Origin of the sequence: Janthinobacterium sp. 344 (assembly GCF_900112025.1) — a bacterium.
In the GTDB taxonomy this organism is placed as follows: Bacteria; Pseudomonadota; Gammaproteobacteria; order Burkholderiales; family Burkholderiaceae_D; genus Janthinobacterium.
Map to the genome: position 1 here is coordinate 498,638 of NZ_FOKL01000003.1, position 17,964 is coordinate 516,601.

At 65.8% G+C, this 17,964-nt stretch carries 18 protein-coding genes; 8 read left to right on the forward strand and 10 right to left on the reverse strand.

Annotated features, from left to right (window positions below):
- Positions 1–46 precede the first annotated feature (46 nt).
- The gene (locus tag BM193_RS11855) at positions 47–1,087 is read right to left on the reverse strand and encodes a LacI family DNA-binding transcriptional regulator (protein ID WP_092797915.1); all 1,041 of its coding nucleotides are present in this window, start codon (positions 1,085–1,087) and stop codon (positions 47–49) included.
- Positions 1,088–1,191: 104 nt separating this feature from the next.
- On the opposite strand from BM193_RS11855, the gene BM193_RS11860 reads away from it, so the two are divergent.
- Together BM193_RS11860 and BM193_RS11865 are read left to right on the forward strand one after the other, a co-directional pair.
- Entirely contained in the window at positions 1,192–2,382 is a 1,191-nt protein-coding gene (locus BM193_RS11860) for a phytanoyl-CoA dioxygenase family protein (protein WP_092797916.1), read from the forward strand.
- Between the two features lie 32 nt (positions 2,383–2,414).
- On the forward strand, positions 2,415–3,533 hold the full coding sequence (locus tag BM193_RS11865) for a Gfo/Idh/MocA family protein (RefSeq protein WP_092797917.1): 1,119 nt from the start codon (positions 2,415–2,417) through the stop codon (positions 3,531–3,533).
- A gap of 147 nt (positions 3,534–3,680) precedes the next feature.
- On the opposite strand, the gene BM193_RS11870 is transcribed toward BM193_RS11865, so the two are convergent.
- Positions 3,681–5,675: a glycoside hydrolase family 3 protein gene (locus BM193_RS11870; protein ID WP_092797918.1), complete on the reverse strand. Its 1,995-nt coding sequence runs from the start codon at positions 5,673–5,675 to the stop codon at positions 3,681–3,683.
- A 231-nt stretch (positions 5,676–5,906) separates the two neighbouring features.
- On the opposite strand from BM193_RS11870, the gene BM193_RS11875 reads away from it, so the two are divergent.
- Entirely contained in the window at positions 5,907–6,938 is a 1,032-nt protein-coding gene (locus BM193_RS11875) for a helix-turn-helix transcriptional regulator (protein WP_175533250.1), read from the forward strand.
- A gap of 10 nt (positions 6,939–6,948) precedes the next feature.
- Here BM193_RS11875 and BM193_RS11880 read toward each other — a convergent pair whose 3' ends face one another.
- From BM193_RS11880 to BM193_RS11905, 6 genes are all read right to left on the reverse strand, one after another.
- Positions 6,949–8,049, reverse strand: a complete 1,101-nt coding sequence (locus BM193_RS11880; protein ID WP_092798076.1) for a porin — start codon at positions 8,047–8,049, stop codon at positions 6,949–6,951.
- Positions 8,050–8,077: 28 nt separating this feature from the next.
- Entirely contained in the window at positions 8,078–8,722 is a 645-nt protein-coding gene (maiA, locus tag BM193_RS11885; protein ID WP_092797920.1) for a maleylacetoacetate isomerase, read from the reverse strand.
- On the reverse strand, positions 8,719–10,074 hold the full coding sequence (locus BM193_RS11890) for an MFS transporter (RefSeq protein WP_092797921.1): 1,356 nt from the start codon (positions 10,072–10,074) through the stop codon (positions 8,719–8,721). Before BM193_RS11890 ends, maiA begins: the two co-directional genes overlap by 4 nt.
- A 66-nt stretch (positions 10,075–10,140) precedes the next feature.
- Positions 10,141–10,848 (reverse strand): fumarylacetoacetate hydrolase family protein, encoded by a 708-nt coding sequence (locus tag BM193_RS11895; protein WP_092797922.1) that lies wholly within the window; start codon positions 10,846–10,848, stop codon positions 10,141–10,143.
- A 67-nt stretch (positions 10,849–10,915) separates the two neighbouring features.
- Positions 10,916–11,965, reverse strand: coding sequence for a gentisate 1,2-dioxygenase (gene gtdA / locus BM193_RS11900; protein WP_092797923.1), 1,050 nt, complete (start codon positions 11,963–11,965; stop codon positions 10,916–10,918).
- A complete protein-coding gene (locus BM193_RS11905) occupies positions 11,962–13,176 on the reverse strand; it encodes a 3-hydroxybenzoate 6-monooxygenase (RefSeq protein WP_092797924.1) in 1,215 nt (404 codons plus the stop codon). Before BM193_RS11905 ends, gtdA begins: the two co-directional genes overlap by 4 nt.
- Before the next feature lie 151 nt (positions 13,177–13,327).
- Between BM193_RS11905 and BM193_RS11910 the strand changes: the two genes are divergently transcribed.
- Entirely contained in the window at positions 13,328–14,248 is a 921-nt protein-coding gene (locus BM193_RS11910) for a LysR family transcriptional regulator (RefSeq protein ID WP_092797925.1), read from the forward strand.
- Between the two features lie 44 nt (positions 14,249–14,292).
- Complete coding sequence (locus tag BM193_RS11915) at positions 14,293–14,748, forward strand: GNAT family N-acetyltransferase (protein WP_092797926.1); 456 nt, start codon at positions 14,293–14,295, stop codon at positions 14,746–14,748.
- On the opposite strand, the gene BM193_RS28755 is transcribed toward BM193_RS11915, so the two are convergent.
- On the reverse strand, positions 14,745–14,912 hold the full coding sequence (locus tag BM193_RS28755) for a hypothetical protein (RefSeq protein ID WP_175533251.1): 168 nt from the start codon (positions 14,910–14,912) through the stop codon (positions 14,745–14,747). The two genes, BM193_RS11915 and BM193_RS28755, sit on opposite strands and share 4 nt — an antisense overlap.
- On the opposite strand from BM193_RS28755, the gene BM193_RS11920 reads away from it, so the two are divergent.
- From BM193_RS11920 to BM193_RS11930, 3 genes are all read left to right on the forward strand, one after another.
- Positions 14,905–15,120: an NAD(P)H-dependent oxidoreductase gene (locus BM193_RS11920; protein WP_175533252.1), complete on the forward strand. Its 216-nt coding sequence runs from the start codon at positions 14,905–14,907 to the stop codon at positions 15,118–15,120. The two genes, BM193_RS28755 and BM193_RS11920, sit on opposite strands and share 8 nt — an antisense overlap.
- Positions 15,121–15,241: 121 nt before the next feature.
- Positions 15,242–15,529 (forward strand): putative quinol monooxygenase, encoded by a 288-nt coding sequence (locus tag BM193_RS11925; protein WP_092797928.1) that lies wholly within the window; start codon positions 15,242–15,244, stop codon positions 15,527–15,529.
- Positions 15,530–15,610: 81 nt separating this feature from the next.
- The gene (locus BM193_RS11930) at positions 15,611–16,177 is read left to right on the forward strand and encodes a hypothetical protein (RefSeq protein ID WP_092798077.1); all 567 of its coding nucleotides are present in this window, start codon (positions 15,611–15,613) and stop codon (positions 16,175–16,177) included.
- A gap of 248 nt (positions 16,178–16,425) precedes the next feature.
- Here the strand turns inward: BM193_RS11930 and BM193_RS11935 are convergent, their stop codons facing one another.
- A complete protein-coding gene (locus BM193_RS11935; protein ID WP_092797929.1) occupies positions 16,426–17,964 on the reverse strand; it encodes a cryptochrome/photolyase family protein in 1,539 nt (512 codons plus the stop codon).

A 17,964-nucleotide genomic window follows, 5' to 3' on the forward strand; every position in this document is an offset into this window, starting at 1 on the left:
TGAGCGATGAGCGAAGCGACGAGTATCGGCCAGCGCCGCATGCCTGTCAATTCAGACCATTCAGGGGCGGCAGATTCCAGGGCGTGACGACCTGGATGGCGGACAGTGGCGGCGCTTGCGCCAGGGCCGGCAGCGCGCCCTGCGCCCGCAATATCTCCTGGCACGCGCGGCGCATGTCCTGGCCCAGGTCATGGTGCAGCACCGCGTGGATGGCGCCCGCCTCAAGCAGCGCCAGGTTATCCGCATCGAGGTCATGGCCGATGAAGACCTGGCAGCGCCGCCCCGCCTGCGCGAATGCCTGCACGATGGCGGCATTGCCGCCGCCGATCGAGTACACGGCGGCGATGCCCGGATGCGCGGCCAGCGCCTGGCGCACCAGCGCCCCTGTGGCGCCATCGATGCCCTGCCCTTCGCTCGCTTCGACGATGCTCACATGCCGGTGCCGCTCGCGCAGCGCGCGGCGAAAGCCGATCTCGCGCTCTTCCTCGCCATGAAAACGGTTGCTGCTCAGAGTCACCAGCACCTGCTGTTTTTTACGGCCGCCCAGCCACTGGCCGAGCAGGTAGGCGGCCGTCTCGCCCGCCGCGCGGTTATCCATGCCCACGTAGCTGCGGCGCGCGGAAGCGGGTAAATCCGTCACCAGGGTCACGACGGGAATGCCGGCCGCCGCCAGCCGGTTCACCGCTTCCGCCACCGCCGGCAAGTCCGGTGCTTTCAGCAGCACACCGTGGCTGCCGTTCTTGCGGAAGCGATCGAGCAGGCCGACGATGCCCTCCGCCGCCAGGGTTTCGTGCAGGTGAAAGCGCGACCGCAGCACGGCCGGCTGCAGCGACGGCAGTTCCGCTTCCAGCGCGGCGCGCACGGCATCCGTGAAGCGGCGCGGCGCCACCATCAGCACGTCGAGCATGAATTTTCTGCCGGACAGTCCCACCTGCGTGCTTTGCCGCGCCAGTTCGTCCAGCGCCTGCATCACGCGGCGCACGGTGCCGGCATGCACGCCGCCGCGCTGCTTGATCACGCGGTCGACGGTGGCCACGCTGACGCCGGCCTGCAGCGCCACCACCTTGACGGGGAAAGGATGGGTCATGCGGTGTCCAATTCGAATTGATGGTTTTTTGATGGATTTCTTGATGAAAAATGCTGCTTTCCATCCCTATACTGATTCTACAGTTTAAACAACGGAGACACCGCATGCACACCACCGACGCCGCCGCGCCGCCCGCCCCCTTCTGGCTGTCGCAGCAAGACTGCCACCTCGATGAGTTCATCCGCACCGTCGAGCGCCGCACGGCGCTGGCCGCCTATCCCCACGCCGCCGCAGTGGAGGAAAATATCCTCGTCTACGATTGCGACCAGGTGCGCGCCCTGGCCAGCGACCCGGTAGCGCTGCGCGCGCTGCAGGCCGAATGGGGCCAGGCCCTGCTGGACGGCCCGGGCGTCGTCGTGCTGAAACGCGCCGTCGCCGACATGGTGTGCCTGGAACAGGTGAATCGCGTGTTTCACGCGCTAATCGCCGAACAGCATGCCAGCGGCCAGGCGGGCGGCGACCATTTCGCCAAGCCGGGCGCGAATGACCGCATCTGGAACGCCCAGCAAAAGCTGTGCCTGCGCGCGCCGGAAGCGTTCGCCCGTTATTACGCCAATCCCGTCTTCGCCTGGATCTGCCAGGCCTGGCTGGGTCCCGCCTACCAGATGACGGCGCAGGTCAATGTCGTCAATCCCGGTGGCGCCGCCCAGGCGCCGCACCGCGACTATCACCTGGGCTTCCAGAGCGCGGCCAGTTGCGAAGCCTATCCCGCTCCCGTGCACCAGATGTCCGCCCTGCTCACCTTGCAAGGCGCCGTCGCCCACTGCGACATGCCGCTGGCATCCGGCCCGACCCTGTACCTGCCGTATTCGCAGCGGTATCGCGCTGGCTTCCTGGCCTGGCAGCAGCGGCCGTTCCGCGACTATTTCGCCCGGCACTGCGTGCAGCTGCCCCTCGCCAAAGGCGACGCCGTGTTCTTCAACCCCGCCCTGTTCCACGCGGCCGGGCATAACCGCTCGCCCGATATCCACCGCATGGCCACGCTGCTGCAGGTGTCGTCGCCATTCGGCCGTGCCATGGAAGCGCTGGACCGGCGCGCCATGAGCGCCGCCCTGTACCCCGCCCTGCAAGCCTTGCGCAAGCAAGGCACCCTGTCCGCCGACGGCATCGCGCACGCGGTGGCCGCCTGCGCCGAAGGCTATGCCTTTCCCTGCAACCTCGATCGCGACCAGCCCATAGCCGGCATGGCGCCGCCCACGCAGCAGCAACTCATGCTGCAGGCGCTGGCGCAGGACTGGCCCGCCGCGCGCCTGAGCGATGCGCTGGACAGCCACGCTTGGCGCCAGCAAGCCTGAGCCCCACCACATCACCATCGGAGTATCCGCATATGCAAGACATCCACATCGGCCTGATCGGCGCCGGCTACATGGGCAAGGCCCACACCATCGCCTACAAGGCCGTGCGCAGCATTTTTCCCTCGGCCCTGAACCCCGTGTGCGACTGCATCGCCACCAGCAGCGACGCAGGCGCGGCGCGCAGCGCGCGGGAACTGGGCTGGCGGCGCTCCACGGGCGACTGGCGCGCGCTGGTCCATGATCCCGCCATAGACGCCATCCTCGTCGCCACCCCGCCCGCCACGCACAAGGAGATCGTGCTGGCCGCGCTGGCCCTGGGCAAACCCGTGTTCTGCGAAAAGCCGCTGGGCTTTTCCGCCGCCGAATCGCTGCAGCTGGCGCAGGCGGCGGAAAGCGCGGGCGTGGCCAATATGGTCGGCTATAACTACATCCGCACGCCGGCCAGCCAGCTGGCCAGGCAGATCATCGCATCGGGCGAGATAGGCGAAATCATCCACGTCGCCGCGGAACACGTGGAAGACTATCTGCACGACCCGCGCGCGCCTGCCTCGTGGCGCACGCGCGCGGCGACGGCGACCGAAGCGGGCGCGCTGGCCGACGTGGGTTCCCATGTGATCAACCTGGCGCTGCGCCTGGGCGGTCCCGTCGAGGCGCTGGTGGCGGACATGAACACCGTGCACGCGCGGCGCCAGGGCCCGCAGGACATGGAAGCGGTGGAAAATGACGACCAGGGGAACCTGATGCTGCGCTTTGCCAGCGGCGCGCTGGGCGCGCTGACCTTCAGCCGCGTGGCGGCCGGGCGCAAGATGGGCTACACCTACCGCATCACGGGGACGAAAGGCGCGATTGCCTTCGACCAGGAAGACCAGAATGCGCTGTGGCTGTACGACGCCGGCCGTCCCGCCCAGCGCCAGGGCTTCCAGCGCCTGCTGATGGGCCCTGCCCACCCCGACTACCTGGCATTTTCCCAGGGCGCGGGGCATGGCACGGGCTATAACGAGCAGATCGTCATCGAGGCGCGCGATTTCCTGCACGCCATCGCCAGCGGCGAACCGGTCTGGCCCACCTTCCGCGACGGCTACGAAGTGGACAAGGTGATCGACGCCGCGCTGCGCTCCGTGCAAGAGCGCAGCTGGATTACCCTGCGCTGAACACCTGTCAAAACCTGCTGCGCGTCGTGATTTACGGCCTCCGATGCTCACTGGCTCGGCGCCCCCCCACCTTCGTACAGTTGCGCTTCTCGAACCAACGGGGGCGCCGAGCCTCCCTTCCGCTCGCCACGGTTTTGTTAGGCGTTGTTAGTAAGCCAGGCCGTAGCCGAACTTGTACAGCGGATGGGCCGTGTCATACGGCACGTCCGACTTCTGCACCTGCACTTCGGCCATCGACGACGGCAGCTCGAACGGCAGCCTGCCTTGCGGCTTGGCCTTGCCCGTCAGGACATCGAACAGCGCGCCGTCGCTCACGCCGAAGTTGGCGAGGATGGCGCTGGCCTTGTCCTGCACGTTGCCGAGGATGGCCGGACGGTCCAGGTACACGGTGACCACCGTCTTCGGCGCGTATTTCGCCGCGTTCTTGATCGCCTCGTAGTCGGCGTTGCCGTCCACGTAATCGAGGCGGCCCTCGTGCTGCATGCTGCCGAAGATGTAGTTCGGGTGCAGGGTTTCATACGGCGCGGACACGCGCAGCAAGGCCACGTCGGCTTCCTGCGGCGTGGCCACCACCGTGTAGCCATACTGCTTCGCCACGGCGGCGTCGATGCCGTACAGGTAGACTTTCTTGACGCTGGCCGCCAGCGGCAAGACCTTGTCCTTGTTTTCCAGCAGCACCAGCGAGCGGCGCTGCGCATCCAGGCCCGCCTCGACGAAGTCCGCCTTGCCCACCGTGGCCGCCGCCTTGGCCGTATCGACAAACGGATGCTCGAACAGGCCCTGCTTGAATTTCTGCACCAGGATGCGCCGCGCCGACGCATTGATGCGCGCTTCCGTCAGCTGGCCGCGCTGCACGGCTTGCGTCAGGTACGGCGCTTCCGTCACGCCGCCAAACTGGTCCATCCCCGCCGTGACGGCCTTGACGTAGCGCTCGGCCTTGGTGGCGTCTTCCATGCCCCACGGCGTGCCAAAGCCGATGAACGATGGCGCGACGCCCGGCGCCGTGCCGTTGCGGCAGTTGGCGTCGCAATCGGAGGTGATGCCCCAGTCGGACAGGATCACGCCCTCGAAACCATATTTGCCGCGCAGCAGATCCGTCAGCATGGTCTTGCTGAAGCCGGCCGCCACCTGCTCCAGCGTGATGCCGTCGATCGTGATATTGCCGTCCGGCAGGGCATAGGTCGGCATGACGGAAGCCGCCTTGGCCGTGAACGCGCCTTCGAACGGCTTCACGTGGTACGCAAAATTATTGCCCGGATAGGTCATGTAGCGGCCATAGTAATTGTGGCCGTCGAAGCCCTCCTTCGTCGCGCCGTAGCCGACCCAGTGCTTGACGACGGCCACGACGCTGCCGTCATGCAGGCCCGTGTTCCCGTCCTGGAAACCTTCGATATAGTGCTGCACCATGCGCCTGGCCAGGTCGGCGTCTTCGCCAAAGGTGCCGTTGATGCGCGACCAGCGCGGCTCGGTGGCCAGGTCCGCCTGCGGCGACAGCGCTTGCGTGATGCCGACAGCCAGGTATTCCTGGCGCGCGATGTCGCCGAAACGGCGCACCAGCGCATCGTCGCCGATGGCCGCCAGCCCCAGGGTTTCCGGCCACTGCGAGAAGCCGGAGGTAGCCGCGCTGGCGCCCACCGTGTACTGGAAATGGTGGCGCGGGTCCGTGCTGATGGACACAGGGATGCCATGGCGCGACGTTTCGCTCAGGGCCTGCAGCTTGTTGTACTGGGCCGCCATGTTGGCCGTGTCACCCGCCATGCGCGTGATGAAGGTATTCACGTACTGTTTGACGACCAGCTCTTGCAGGGCCGCCAGGTCGTATGCGCCGCCGAGGCCGATGCCGGAGGGGTCGGCCACGGTGGGCGCCGTGCCATGCATCATCAGGCCGGCCTTTTCATCGAGGCTCATGCGCGACAGCAGGTCGTCGGCCCGCGCCTCGGCGGACAGGCGCCAATCCTCGTACGGATCGATCTTGCCGTTGCGGTTCATGTCCTTGAAGGTGTAGCCGTCGACCTTCAGCAGATTGAACGTGGTGGCGCCGAACACGGGCTGCGTGTATTCCTCGCTGACGGTATCGTTGCCGCAGGCGGCCAGGGCAAGCGCGGCGACGCAGCCGGCGACCACGCGGGCCATCGGTTTCATTGTGCAATTCATCATTATCTCCAAGACTGTTTTTGTAGGTATCCGGGCGGTATCAGGACCGGCCCGGAATCAATATAGCGTGAGAATGCGTGAGTTTCTTGACTGCGCAGCACGCGTTTTGTACCCGCGAAAACAATTTTTGGTTAGGTGGCAGGACAACCAACAATTTCCTACAAAGTGCTAATATTTGTGAAAAATTACTACAACAAGCAGCATAAGCAGGAGACACCCTTGCACAAACCCGACACGCGCACGGTTTCAAACCGCATCGCGCAGCAGTTCGCGCGCGCCAGGCAGGCCGATGGCCACGACCCCGCCGACTTTTTCCGCCAGACGGGCATCACCGCGGCGCAGCTGGACCAGCCGGGTGGCCGCATCAACGCCGAGCGGCACCGCCGCATGACGGCCTACGCCCAGCATCTGGCGCCGCACCGCGGCATCCTCGAGCTCGACGTGACGCACTGGTTCGCGCATTTTTCCGGCATCGCCCACGTCTGCTTCAACCGCCCCACCCTGCGCAGCGCGCTGCACGAGCTGCTGCATTTGCGGGGATTGATCGGCGAGTTCGATTTCATGCTGATGAGTGAAAGCGGCACGCGCATCGAGATCGAATACCTGTCCGAATTCTGCCCGGTGGGCGGCGCCATGCAGGCGCTGGCCAATTTCCGCATGCTGTCGCTGGTGACGCGCGCCTACGATACGGGCGCGACAACGGCCTTTCGCGCCAGTTTTCGCGGCAAGGCGCCCCGCTTTGCGCCGGCCATTTCCGAGTGCTTCGGCGCCGGCGCCGCATTTGGCCAGGCGCGCAATACCCTGGTGTTCGACGCGCCGGGCCTGGACCAGCCCTTCGGCCAGTTCAACGCCATGCTGGCGCCGCACGCGCTGCGCCACGCGCAGGGGCAATTGCAGAAACTGCGGGGCGCGCAGCTGTTTTCGGCGCGCGTGGAACAAGCCATCATCGATTTGCTGGGCCGGCACGCGGACACGGACGGCGCCTCGCTGCTGCCGGCCCTGTGCGACGGCCTGGCGATGAACCGCTGGACCTTGCAGCGCCAGCTGCAGCAGGAGCAGACCTCGTTCCGCGCGCTGGAACTGCGTGCCAAGAGCCGCGAATCGCGCCGCCTGCTGCGCGAAACGAGCATGAGCGTGGCCGAAATCGGCGAGCGCCTCGGCTTTTCCTCGCAAAGCGCATTTACCCGCTTCTTCAAGACCCAGTTCGAACTGCCGCCGGCGCGCTACCGGCACGACATGCAGAGCAATTAGACGCGCCGCGTCAAAAGAAGTGGCGCATCCCGGCCATCGCGCCATGTTGCGTGCGGCCCGCGCCCACGCTGCCGCCCGCGTCCAGCGCCACGGCCGCCGCTCCGCTGTTGTCCATGCGGCCGATGGCGCCGTAGACGGCCGTGCGTTTGGATAAATGATACGTCAGGCGCACGGTGGCGAGGGTGGAATCGTTCGCACTGGCCTTGACGGCCAGCTTGGCGAGCTGCCCATCGAGCACCAGCGCGGGGGCCAGCGGATACGCGGCGCCGAAGTACAGCAGCTGCGAGTCGACCGGCCCCGTGGCGGCGCGGATCGTGCGATCGATGACGCCGCCGCCGATTTTCAGCTGGCCCGCCATGGCGTAGGCGCTGGCGATCACGCGGCGGTCGAAATGGCGGCTCGACGTGAGGCCGTTGGCCGCGCCCGCGTTGCCATGCAGGATGTCGTACGAGGCCGTGGCGCCGTAGCGGCCCGTGTCGTAGCCGAGCAAGGCGGTGATCTGGCGGCAAGCCTTGGCATTGCCCGCCACTTCGCCCGCGCAGCCCGTGGCGGCCGGTCCGCCTGCCGCCGAACCGTCGCGTCCCAGGCTGTAGGTGGCGCCCAAGGTGACATCGGAAAACGTGCCCAGGTAGCCGATGGCGTTGTCGCTGCGCGCATTCGGCAGGTACAGGTCAAGGCTGCTGATGGAAAACAGGGCCGGCCCCATGATGTCGGACTTTTGCGTGGCCCAGAACGACATGTTCATTTGCCGCCCCAGCATCACGCTGCCATAGCGCCCTTTCAGGCCCACCCAGGCCTGGCGGCCGAACAGTCTCCCGCCCTGCCCCGCGATGCCCGTGTCGACGCCGAAGCCCGATTCCAGCGCAAAGATCGCCTGCAAGCCGCCGCCCAGGTCTTCCACGCCCTTGAAGCCGAAGCGCGACGGCAATGAACCCGTCAATGTCGGCATTTTCACCTGGCTGTCGCCGGCCGCATTGACATTGCTCGTGTAGGCCACGGAACTGTCGAGCACTCCATACAGCGTGACGCCGCTTTGCGCGCAGGCGCTGATGCACGTGCCGCAGGCGCACGCGCCCAGCAGCGCCACGGTGATGGCGTTGAGTTTTTTCATGCGTGTCTCCGTTTTTGGTTTTGTCTTTTTATTCGGCGTCTGCTTGACGCTCAGGATGCGCATCCTGGAATGCCGGCAGCGCTTCGCACTGCGCCACGATGCGGCGTATCACCGGATATGGCGCCAGGTCGCACTGGAAGCGCAGCGCGTTATACACCTGCGGCACCAGGCAGCAGTCGGCCAGGGTCGGCGTGTCGCCATGGCAGAACAAGCCCGTGTGCGGGCCATGCGCCAGTTCCGCTTCCAGCGCGGCCAGGCCCAGGTGCGTCCAGTGCCGGTACCAGGCGTTCTTCTGTTCCTGCGACAGGGCCAGGGGGCCCGTCAGGTAATTGAGGACGCGCAGGTTGTTCAAGGGGTGGATGTCGCAGGCGCAGATCATGGCCAGCTGGCGCACCCTGGCGCGCCCCAGGGCGTCGGCGGGCAGCAGTTTGTGCCCCGCCTGCGTCTCGTCCAGGTACTCGATGATGGCCAGGGACTGCGTCAGCACGGCGCCGCCATCCTCCAGCACGGGCAGCAGCTGCTGCGGATTCAGGCTGGAAAACGCGGGCGTGAACTGCTCGCCGCCGTTGCGGCTCAGGTGCACATAGGCCGTGTCGGGGTGCAGCTGCTTCAGGTTCAGCGCGATGCGCACGCGGTAGGACGCGGAGCTGCGGTAATAGCCATGCAATTTCATACGGTGCTTTCTTTCAGGGTGGCGGGAACGGCGCCGGCCGCAGTCCGGGCGCGCATCAGGCGTCCCATGGCCAGCAAGGCCAGGGATGCCAGCACGGCGGGAATGGCCAGCAGGAAGAAGATGGTTTCGTTATCGAGTTTCAGGGTCAGCATCAGGCCGCCGGCCATGGAACCGAGCACGGAGCCGCTGCGGCCCACGGCGGCCGCCCAGCTGACGCCCGTGGCGCGGCTCGACGTGGGGTAAAACGCGGCGGCCAGCGCATTGGCGCCCACCTGCGAGCCGCTGACGCCAAAGCCCACGCCAAACACAGCCAGCACCAGCAGGGCCAGGCTGCTGCCCGACAGGGCGACGACGACGATGCAGCCGGCGGCGGCCAGATAGGCGATGCTCAGCACCTTGTGGGGGCTATGGCGGTCCATCCAGCGGCCCAGCAGGATGGCGCCCACCGTGCCGCCCACCTGGAACATCATCGTCACCAGCGAGGCGTTCGACAGCGACAGGCCATTGCCGCTCAGCAGTGTCGGCATCCAGCTCGACAGCAGATAGATAATGAGCAGGCTCATGAAAAACGTGGACCACAGCAGCAGGGTGCCTCCGATCACGCCGGGGCGGAACAGTTCGGCCATGGGGGAGCCGGCCAGCTTTTTGTCGCTGACCACCAGATGCGGCAGGCTGGCCAGGGTCGGCGCGATGCGGCGCATGATCTGTTGGCTGCCGTCGCGGCCCTTGAGCACGAGCCAGCGCAGCGATTCGGGCAGCGCCAGCAGCAGCACGGGCACCAGCAGCAGCGGCAAGGCGCCTCCCAGCATCAGCACGCCGCGCCAGCCGATCAGGTGCAGCAGCTGCGCCGACGCCAGGCCGCCCAGCGCGGAACCGATGGTAAAGCCGCAGAACATCAGGGTCACGAGGCCGGAACGGCGCTGCTGCGGGCAGTATTCGGAGGTCATGGTGACGGACGTGGGCATGGCGCCGCCCAGGCCCAGGCCCGTCAAGAAGCGCAGCACCAGCAGCATCGTCAAATCCGTCGACCAGGCCGACAGCAGGCTGGCCGCGCCGAAGAACGCCACGGAGAAAATCAGCACGGGGCGGCGGCCATAGCGGTCCGCCAGGGGGCCGAACAGGAACGATCCGGCCATCAGGCCGAACAGGCCGGCGCCGAACAGGGGCGCCAGCGCGGCCGGCGTCAAGCTCCATTCGGCGCGGATGGCGGGCGCGATGAAGCCGATCGAGGCCGTGTCGAAGCCATCGATGGCGACGATCAGGAAGCACAGCCAGAGGATCAGCTTCTGGTAGCGGGAAAACGGCTGCGTGTCGAGGAAGTGCTGCACGTCGGTGCCGGCGCGGGTAGTCATGGTCTTGTCTCCGTTGTTATGGTTCGCGTGGACTGCGCGGTCTGCGCCGCGCTGGTCCCGTGTTGTTTACTTGACGGCGACGGTGATTGGCGTCAGGCCGGCGATGCGCGCATCCATGGTCTGGCCGCTGGTGACGGCGCCCACGCCTTCGGGCGTGCCCGTCATGATGATGTCGCCCGGCTGCAGCTCGAACAGGGTCGACAGGTTGGCGATGACTTCATTGACGGACCAGATCAAATGCGTCAGGTCGCTCGTCTGCACGATTTTTCCATCGACTTCCAGCACGATGGCGCCCGTGGTGATTTCACCGCTGTCGGCGATCGGCGTGAGCGCGCCGATGGGCGCGGAATAGTCGAAGGCCTTGCCGATTTCCCACGGACGTCCCTGTTCGCGCATGCGCATCTGCAGGTCGCGCCGCGTCATGTCCAGTCCCACGCCGTAGCCGAAGATGTGCGATGCCGCGTCTTCCAGCGCGATGTTGCTGCCGCCCTTGCCGATGGCCACCACCAGCTCGATCTCGTGGTGGTAGTTCGAGGTCTGCGCCGGATACGGCACCGTCGCCGTCACGCCGGGGAAGACGGGGACGACGGATTTGTCGTCATTCGGCTTGCAAAAGAAGAATGGCGGTTCGCGGTCCGGGTCAAAACCCATTTCGCGCGCATGGGCGGCATAGTTGCGGCCCACGCAGTAGATGCGGCGCACGGGGAACTGCCTGTCGGTGCCGACGATGGGCAGGCCGGCGATGGCTTGGGGGGCGAAGATGAAGTTGGTCATGGTTTTCAGTGGTCCATTGAGGGAAATTGAAATCTGGGGTCAGACCCGTCGGGTCTGACCCCGGCAGTTAATCTAAAAACTGCTCGCGCAGCACGGCCATCGCTTGCTGCACGGGGCGGTCGGAAAAACTGAACAGCACGACGTCGTCGTGCGGGCAGTCGAAGGAGACAAGGGCCCACGACGGCACGACAAACGTGTCGCGCGGGGCGAAGTCGAATACCTGGCCGCCGATCGTCACCGTGCCGCGGCCCTCGACGACGCTGTAGACGGTGCCGTCGGTGCTGCGCGCGCGCTTGCCCTTGAAACCTTTGGGCAGCAGCTGCATGAAGGTGGCCATGGTGGGCATGGGCGAGCCGCCCGTCAGCGGATTGACGTATTGGAGCTTGTAGCCGTGCCAGTCGTCGAGGGCGTCCGTGCGCGACAGCAGGTCCAGCGCCTCGCGCGAGCGGGCATACGGGTAGTTGAAGATGGGCGAGGTGGCGCCCTGGTGCAGTTGCTTCACGGGCGCCATGTTGTAGCCGTAGCGGGCGAAGCTCTGGCCTTCCGGCCGGCTGACCGTCTGGCTGTCCTGCGTGTCGTTTTCCGCGAAGCCGGAGTCGAAGTAGCGCAGCATGGGAATGTCGAGACCATCGAGCCAGACCACCGGCTCGCTCACGCCATCGACGCCCACATTGCCATGGTCATGCCAGGTCCACGACGGCGTGATGATGAAGTCGCCCGGGTGCATGGTGGTGCGCTCGCCCGCCACGGTGGTGTAGGCGCCCTGCCCGCTCACGACGAAGCGCAGCGCGGACTGGCTGTGGCGGTGCGATGGCGCCACTTCGCCGGGCAGGATCAGCTGCAGGCCCGCGTACAGCGATTGCGTGATCGACGCGCGGCCCGGCAAGGCCGGGTTTTCCAGCACGAGGACGCGGCGCACGGCTTCGTGGGCCGTGATCACTTCGCCGGCGCGCGCCAGCTGCGGCGCGATATCGGCATAGCGCCACAGGGCGGCCGCATACGGCGCCGTCGGGTGCGGCGGCACCAGCGTGTGCAGCGACTGCCACAGCGGCGACAGATGCATGGCGTTCAGGGCCTGGTACAGGGCTTCGCGTTCGGGCGTCTGATGGGTAGTCATGCTGCCTCCTTCTCGTTGGCGGCCAGGCAGGTTTGCGCCGTCCAGCCATACAGCCAGGCCAGCGCCTCATAGAATTGCGCGGGCGTGCGGCCGCGCCATAAATCGTTGCGCACCAGGCGTTCGACGCCTTTGGCGTGGTACAGCCGGCCCATTTCGCGCGCCGACAGCACCACGCGCGCCGTGCGGGCGATGCGCGAGCGCTGGTACAGCTGGAAGGCGGCGGCCATGTCGAAGTCGCAGGCCTTGACGGCTTCGCCCAGGGTCACGGCGTCTTCCAGCGCCATGCAGGCGCCCTGCGCCAGGTATTGCAGCATCGGGTGGGCCGAGTCGCCCAGCAGGGTCATGCGCTTGGTGCTCCAGTTGGCGACGGGGTCGCGGTCGGCCGTGCTCCAGCGGCGCCAAGTCGTCGGCTTGTGCAGCAGCTGGCGCGGCTGCGCGTGCACGCCGTCGAAGTAGGACAGCACTTCCTCCTTGCTGCCGTCCGTGACGCTCCATTCCTCTTTCTCGCGGCTGTGGAAAGTCACCACCAGGTTGTATTGCTCGCCGTTGCGCAGCGGGTAGTGCACCAGGTGGCAGTTCGGCCCGGCCCAGACGACGGGCGCGTTCCAGCGCAGGTCGGCCGGCATGTCGGCGGCCGGCACCACGGCGCGGTACACCACGTGGCCGGAGACGCGCACCGTGTCGCCGACGATGCGCTCGCGGATGACGGACTTGACGCCGTCGCAGCCGATCAGCACATCGGCGCGGAAGCTGCGCCCCGCCGCGTCCGTGACGGTGACGCCGTCCGCATCTTCTTCCACGCCGGTCACGTGCGACGACGTGACAAACGTGATCAGGGGCGAGTTGCGCACGGCATCGAGGATGGCGCCGTGGATGTCGGCGCGGTGGATCACGGCGTAGGGGTTGGCGAAGCGCTCGCGGAAGGCGGCGTCGACGACGAAGGTGCCCACTTCGGCGGCATCGACGGCGTCCATCATCACCAGGCGCTCCGTGAACACGGCCTTGGCGCGCGTGCGTTCGCCCACGCCCAGGGCATCGAGCGCGGCGAAGGCGTTGGGCGCCAGCTGGATGCCGGCGCCGATCTCGCCCAGGGTCGACGCCTGTTCCAGCACGGTGACAGCCATGCCGAGACGCGACAGGGACAGGGCGGCGGCCATGCCGCCGATACCGCCGCCGACGATCAGCACGGACGGCTTGTGGGTGGTTTCCATTTCTTTCCTCCAATTGATCTGTGTGCTTGTGCAAGGCACCTTGGCGGTGCTCTTGGTATGGCGAACAGTGTGCCGGACGGCTCAATATTTGGTAAAGTGATGGAATACAATAACTGTCATCAGTTTTTTAAATAATGGTGGAATGCTCCCTATGTCGCGCTTCGATATCGAACTGCTGTTCATCTTTGACGAGATCTATAAAAGCCGCAATGTCACGCGTGCGGCGGAAAACCTGGGCTTGCCGCAATCGACGGTGAGCATCGGCCTGGGCAAGCTGCGCACGCATTTCGGCGACCGCCTGTTCGCGCGCACCTCGAAAGGCATGGAGCCCACGCCGCGCGCGCAAAACGCCGTGCAGGACGTGCGCGCCGCGATCGCCGCCTGGCAGCATGCGCTGGCCGACCAGCCCGTGTTCGACCCGGCCGCCAGCACGCGCGAATTTGCCATCTGCATGACGGACATCAGCGAGATCGTGCTGCTGCCCACCCTGCTCAACCACCTGCAGCAGACCGGTCCCCGCATCACCCTGGACGTGTCGAAGATCGCCACCGACACGCCGGCGCGGCTGGAAGGCGGTGAAGTGGACCTGGCCGTGGGCTTCATGCCGCACCTAGAATCGGGGTTTTATCAGCAGAAACTGTTCGACCAGCACTTTGTCTGCCTGGTGGCCAGCAGCCACCCGCGCATCCGCGACAGCATCACGGTGGAGGCGTTCCTGGCGGAGGGACATATCGAAGTGAAGAGCTCGGGCACCGGGCATTCCATCGTCGAGAAGGTATTGGCGGCGGCCGGCGTGCAGCGGCGCATCGTATTGAAACTGCCCAGCTTCCTGGGCGTGTCGCGCATCGTCGCCGAAACCGAGTACATCGTCACGGTACCGTACCGCTACGCGCTGCAAATGCAGGGCCACGAAGCGTTCCAGATCCTGCCCCTGCCGGTGCAGCTGCCCAGCTTTTCAGTCAAGCAGCACTGGCACGAGCGCTACCACCAGGATGCGTCGAACCGCTGGCTGCGCCAGACGATGGCGCAGCTGTTCGGGGCGGGGGACGCGACAGTGTTGCCAATTGGGTAATTTTTCCGCATACTGCCAGGCTTCGCCTCTCATTGCCTTCCCCTATGCTCATCAGCCTGCGCCCCGTCACCGTCGATAATTTCGACCTCATCAGCGACTTGCCCCTGCTGCCGCAGCAACGCGAGTATCTGGCCAGCAACGACTATTCCATCGCGCAAGCGAGTTTCCATCCCGCCATCCTGCATACGCGCGCCGTGTATGGCGATGAGGAGGTGATCGGCTTCCTGATGTTCGTCTCGCCCGACGCCGACGACCCGCCCGGCCACTACCAGATCTGGCGCTTCATGATCGACCACCGGCGCCAGGGGCAAGGCCATGGCCGCGCCGCCCTCGCCCTGGCGCTGGCGGACATCCGCGCCCGGCCCGATGCGCGCAGCATCGAAATCTGCTACAAGCCCGGCAATGCAAACGCGCAGCAGTTCTATGCCAGCATGGGTTTCGTGGAAAAAGGCCTGGATGCCGATGGCTGCGACATGCTGGCCGTCATCGACCTCGCTTAATCGTCGGCAGGCAACAGGTGCGCGGCCCTGGCATCGAACGCCTGGCGCGCCGCATTGATGGCGTCGCGGTGGCCATACGCCCAGGCGCCCAGCGCGCTGATGGGAATCAATAGCGAACGCCCCAGGTCCGTCAGCGCATAGCTGGGCGCCAAGCGCGTGATCATCGCTTCGACGCGCGGCGGCTACTACGGCGCCGACACGCCGATGGCCGCGCTGGAACACCAGGAAAGCCATCTGCGCAGCTTCCTCGGCTTCCTTGGCATCACGCAGCTCGAGATCGTGCGCGCCGAAGGCGTCAAGGTCAGCGATGAAGCCAGGGCGCAAGCCCTGAGCGCCGCGTTTGAACAGATCGGGGCGCTGCAGGCGGCATAGGTTCGGCTGGATTCTCTGGCTGCGCCGGAAACTGTTTCGGCGCAGCCAGACTGGGCATGGCGCACAAGAAAGGGCAAACTGCGCTAAGCTGCATCCGCCCTCTTACTCCACAAGGACCACCATGACCCTGATCGTCGTCGCCACCATCGATGCCCAACCTCAACATATCGACGCCGTGCGCGCCGCGCTGGAAGCCGTCGTGGCGCCCAGCCGCGCGGAAAGCGCCTGCCTGCGCTACGAACTGCATGTCGACAACAAGATTCCCACGCGCTTCATCATGCTGGAAGAATGGACCGACCACGCGGCCCTGACGGCGCACTACGCGACGCCTCACTTCCTCGCGCTGGTGGCCGCCACCGAAGGCAAGGCCGTCAAGATCGACGTGGCGGAATTGAGCAAGCTGAAGTAAAGGCCACGGGCGTGTTCAATCGCGCGATGCCCAAAGAAAGTTGCCACTTATAATATGGCAACTTTTTTTTTGACGGCCATCATGACACCATTTTCCATGCTCCGCGCCGCCGCTGCGGCCGCCGCCTTTACTGTCTGCACGGGCGCCGCGGCGCAAGCGCCCATGTCCGCGCTGCTGGGCGACTACAACCTCGCCTCGTCGGCCACCGTGCCGGCCAGCAGCTGGGGCTATTCCAAGGGACGCATTTCCATCCGGCCGCTCGACGACAGGCACCTGCTGATCGTCCTGTCGTGCGAATGGAAACGCGAACCGAAGGCCGTCTGCGGCGATTATTTCTATGCCCAGCAGCGCGATGACGGCCTGTACCTGCAGGACATGAATACCTTCGCCATGCGCCTGTATTTCGATCCGGCGTCGCGCAAGCTGACCATCATTTCGCGCGGCGCCGATGCCAAGGCCAGCGTGCGCCATGACGTCTTCAGCGCAACGACCGCGCCGCTCACCGATGCGACGCTGGTGCGGCGCATGAAACGGGAAGTCTCGAATGCCAACAGCAAGGAAAACCGGCGCGTCTTCGGCCCCCATGACACATGGGACTATCAGAAAAACCGCATCGAGTTCCAGCGCCAGGACTTGACGGCACAGTGATCTCGCGCCTGCGCCATCCCATGCGCCGCCCATCGTGCTGAACATGCGGCACCTGGCGCTGATACGGCGTGCCCACATCGGCAGGCCGCCCGTGGAAAACGGCGCGTCCATGCGCCATCCGGCGTATCCGCTGGGCAAGGGGGATAGCCTGGCGCTGGCCATGCAGCCATTGCCGGCACGGGTTCGTGCGGCAGGCGGACCGGCGGCGCCATCGCGTTCAGGCGCATCGCCTGCCCCGTTGCCCTGCCTTACAGCGCGTCGAGCCTGGCCAGCATGGTGGCCGCCTGCTGCCGGAAAGCGGCGATTGCCTCCTCGTCCATTTTCTCAAGCTGGCGATATGCCATGCCGATGCGGGGATTGCGCGCCAGCGTGTCCGCGTTGCGGTGGAAAAAATCCCAGTACAGGGCATTGAAGGGACAGGCGCGCTCGCCGATACGCGTCTTCTTGTCGTAATAACATCCCTTGCAATAATCGCCCATGCGGTCGATATACGCGGCGCTGGAGACATAGGGCTTGGTGGCCAGCAGGCCGCCATCGGCGAACTGGCTCATGCCGACGGTATTGGGCAACTCCACCCATTCGAAGGCATCGATGTAGATGCCCAGGTACCAGCCGTGGACCTCGGCGGGATCGAGGCCGGCCAGCAGGGCGAAATTGCCGATCACCATCAGTCGCTGGATATGATGCGCATGCGCCTGCTCCAGCGACTGCGTGATCGCCTGCGACAGGCAATGCATCTTCGTCTTGCCATCCCAGAACCACGCCGGCAGCGGGCGCGTGTGGCCAAAAAAATTCTTCTCGGCATAGCCGGGCATCTGCGCCCAGTAGACGCCGCGCACATATTCGCGCCAGCCCAGTATCTGGCGGATGAAGCCCTCGACCGCGGCCAGGGGAGCATGGCCGGCGTGATAGGCGGCCTGCGCCCTCTCGACGACTTCGCGCGGGTTGAGCATTTTCACGTTCAGCGCGAACGACAGCAAGGAATGGAACAAGCGCCATGCCTTGCTGCTCATGGCATCCTGGAAATCGCCAAAATGCGGCAAAGCCCGCTCGATGAAGGCATCGAGCTGCTGCAGCGCCTCAGCGCGGTTCAGCGCCCACGCCAGCCGGTCGGCACGGGGCGCGCCGAAGCTTTTCACGCCGGCGGCGACGATGCTTTCCCATAAACGCGTATGGTCATGCACGGTGCGCGGGTCTTGCGGCTCGGCGGGCGTGCCGCGCCAGGGCTTGCGGTTATCGTGATCGAAATTCCACTGGCCGCCGACGGGTTTTTTCGCGTCCTCCATCAACACCTGATACGTGCCGCGCATCTGGCGGTAGAAAAACTCCATCAGCCATTGCTTGCGCCCGGCGAACATATCGGCCGCCTCGTGGCGGGCCGTATAGAAATGTTCGCTGTCGACCATCAGCCAGGCGATGCGCGAGCGCCGCCCGGCCTGGTACAGCTGCTGGTCGAGGCGCCATTCGTCGGGCGCCTGATACTCGACGGCGCCGGCGTCATACTGGACCAGCAGCGCTTCGATATTCTCCGGTATCGAACGCGTGCTTGCCGCGTCGCCGATGGCGATGTAGTGCACGGTGTGGCCCAGCTGGCGCAACTGGCGCGCAAAGTCGCGCATGGCGGCGAAGACGGCGAGGATTTTCTGCGCGTGATGCAGCACGTAATCCGTTTCCTGGCGCACCTCCATCAGCACATAGATGGTGGCGTCATCGACTTCGGTGAACCAGCGGTGCTGCGCATTGAGCTGGTCGCCCAGTATCAGGCGCAAGGTGGGCTTCGGTGACAT

What these genes read in the sequence shown, in the direction of transcription:
- gtdA (WP_092797923.1), bottom strand. Translation starts at nt 11,965, where the DNA reads ATGACTACCCATCAGACGCCCGAACGCGAAGCCCTGTACCAGGCCCTG.
- BM193_RS11915 (WP_092797926.1), top strand. Translation starts at nt 14,293, where the DNA reads ATGCTCATCAGCCTGCGCCCCGTCACCGTCGATAATTTCGACCTCATC.
- BM193_RS11925 (WP_092797928.1), top strand. Translation starts at nt 15,242, where the DNA reads ATGACCCTGATCGTCGTCGCCACCATCGATGCCCAACCTCAACATATC.
- BM193_RS11880 (WP_092798076.1), bottom strand. Translation starts at nt 8,049, where the DNA reads ATGAAAAAACTCAACGCCATCACCGTGGCGCTGCTGGGCGCGTGCGCC.
- BM193_RS11870 (WP_092797918.1), bottom strand. Translation starts at nt 5,675, where the DNA reads ATGAAACCGATGGCCCGCGTGGTCGCCGGCTGCGTCGCCGCGCTTGCC.
- maiA (WP_092797920.1), bottom strand. Translation starts at nt 8,722, where the DNA reads ATGAAATTGCATGGCTATTACCGCAGCTCCGCGTCCTACCGCGTGCGC.
- BM193_RS11905 (WP_092797924.1), bottom strand. Translation starts at nt 13,176, where the DNA reads ATGGAAACCACCCACAAGCCGTCCGTGCTGATCGTCGGCGGCGGTATC.
- BM193_RS11860 (WP_092797916.1), top strand. Translation starts at nt 1,192, where the DNA reads ATGCACACCACCGACGCCGCCGCGCCGCCCGCCCCCTTCTGGCTGTCG.
- BM193_RS11935 (WP_092797929.1), bottom strand. Translation starts at nt 17,964, where the DNA reads ATGTCACCGAAGCCCACCTTGCGCCTGATACTGGGCGACCAGCTCAAT.
- BM193_RS11865 (WP_092797917.1), top strand. Translation starts at nt 2,415, where the DNA reads ATGCAAGACATCCACATCGGCCTGATCGGCGCCGGCTACATGGGCAAG.
- BM193_RS28755 (WP_175533251.1), bottom strand. Translation starts at nt 14,912, where the DNA reads ATGATCACGCGCTTGGCGCCCAGCTATGCGCTGACGGACCTGGGGCGT.
- BM193_RS11890 (WP_092797921.1), bottom strand. Translation starts at nt 10,074, where the DNA reads ATGACTACCCGCGCCGGCACCGACGTGCAGCACTTCCTCGACACGCAG.
- BM193_RS11855 (WP_092797915.1), bottom strand. Translation starts at nt 1,087, where the DNA reads ATGACCCATCCTTTCCCCGTCAAGGTGGTGGCGCTGCAGGCCGGCGTC.
- BM193_RS11895 (WP_092797922.1), bottom strand. Translation starts at nt 10,848, where the DNA reads ATGACCAACTTCATCTTCGCCCCCCAAGCCATCGCCGGCCTGCCCATC.
- BM193_RS11930 (WP_092798077.1), top strand. Translation starts at nt 15,611, where the DNA reads ATGACACCATTTTCCATGCTCCGCGCCGCCGCTGCGGCCGCCGCCTTT.
- BM193_RS11910 (WP_092797925.1), top strand. Translation starts at nt 13,328, where the DNA reads ATGTCGCGCTTCGATATCGAACTGCTGTTCATCTTTGACGAGATCTAT.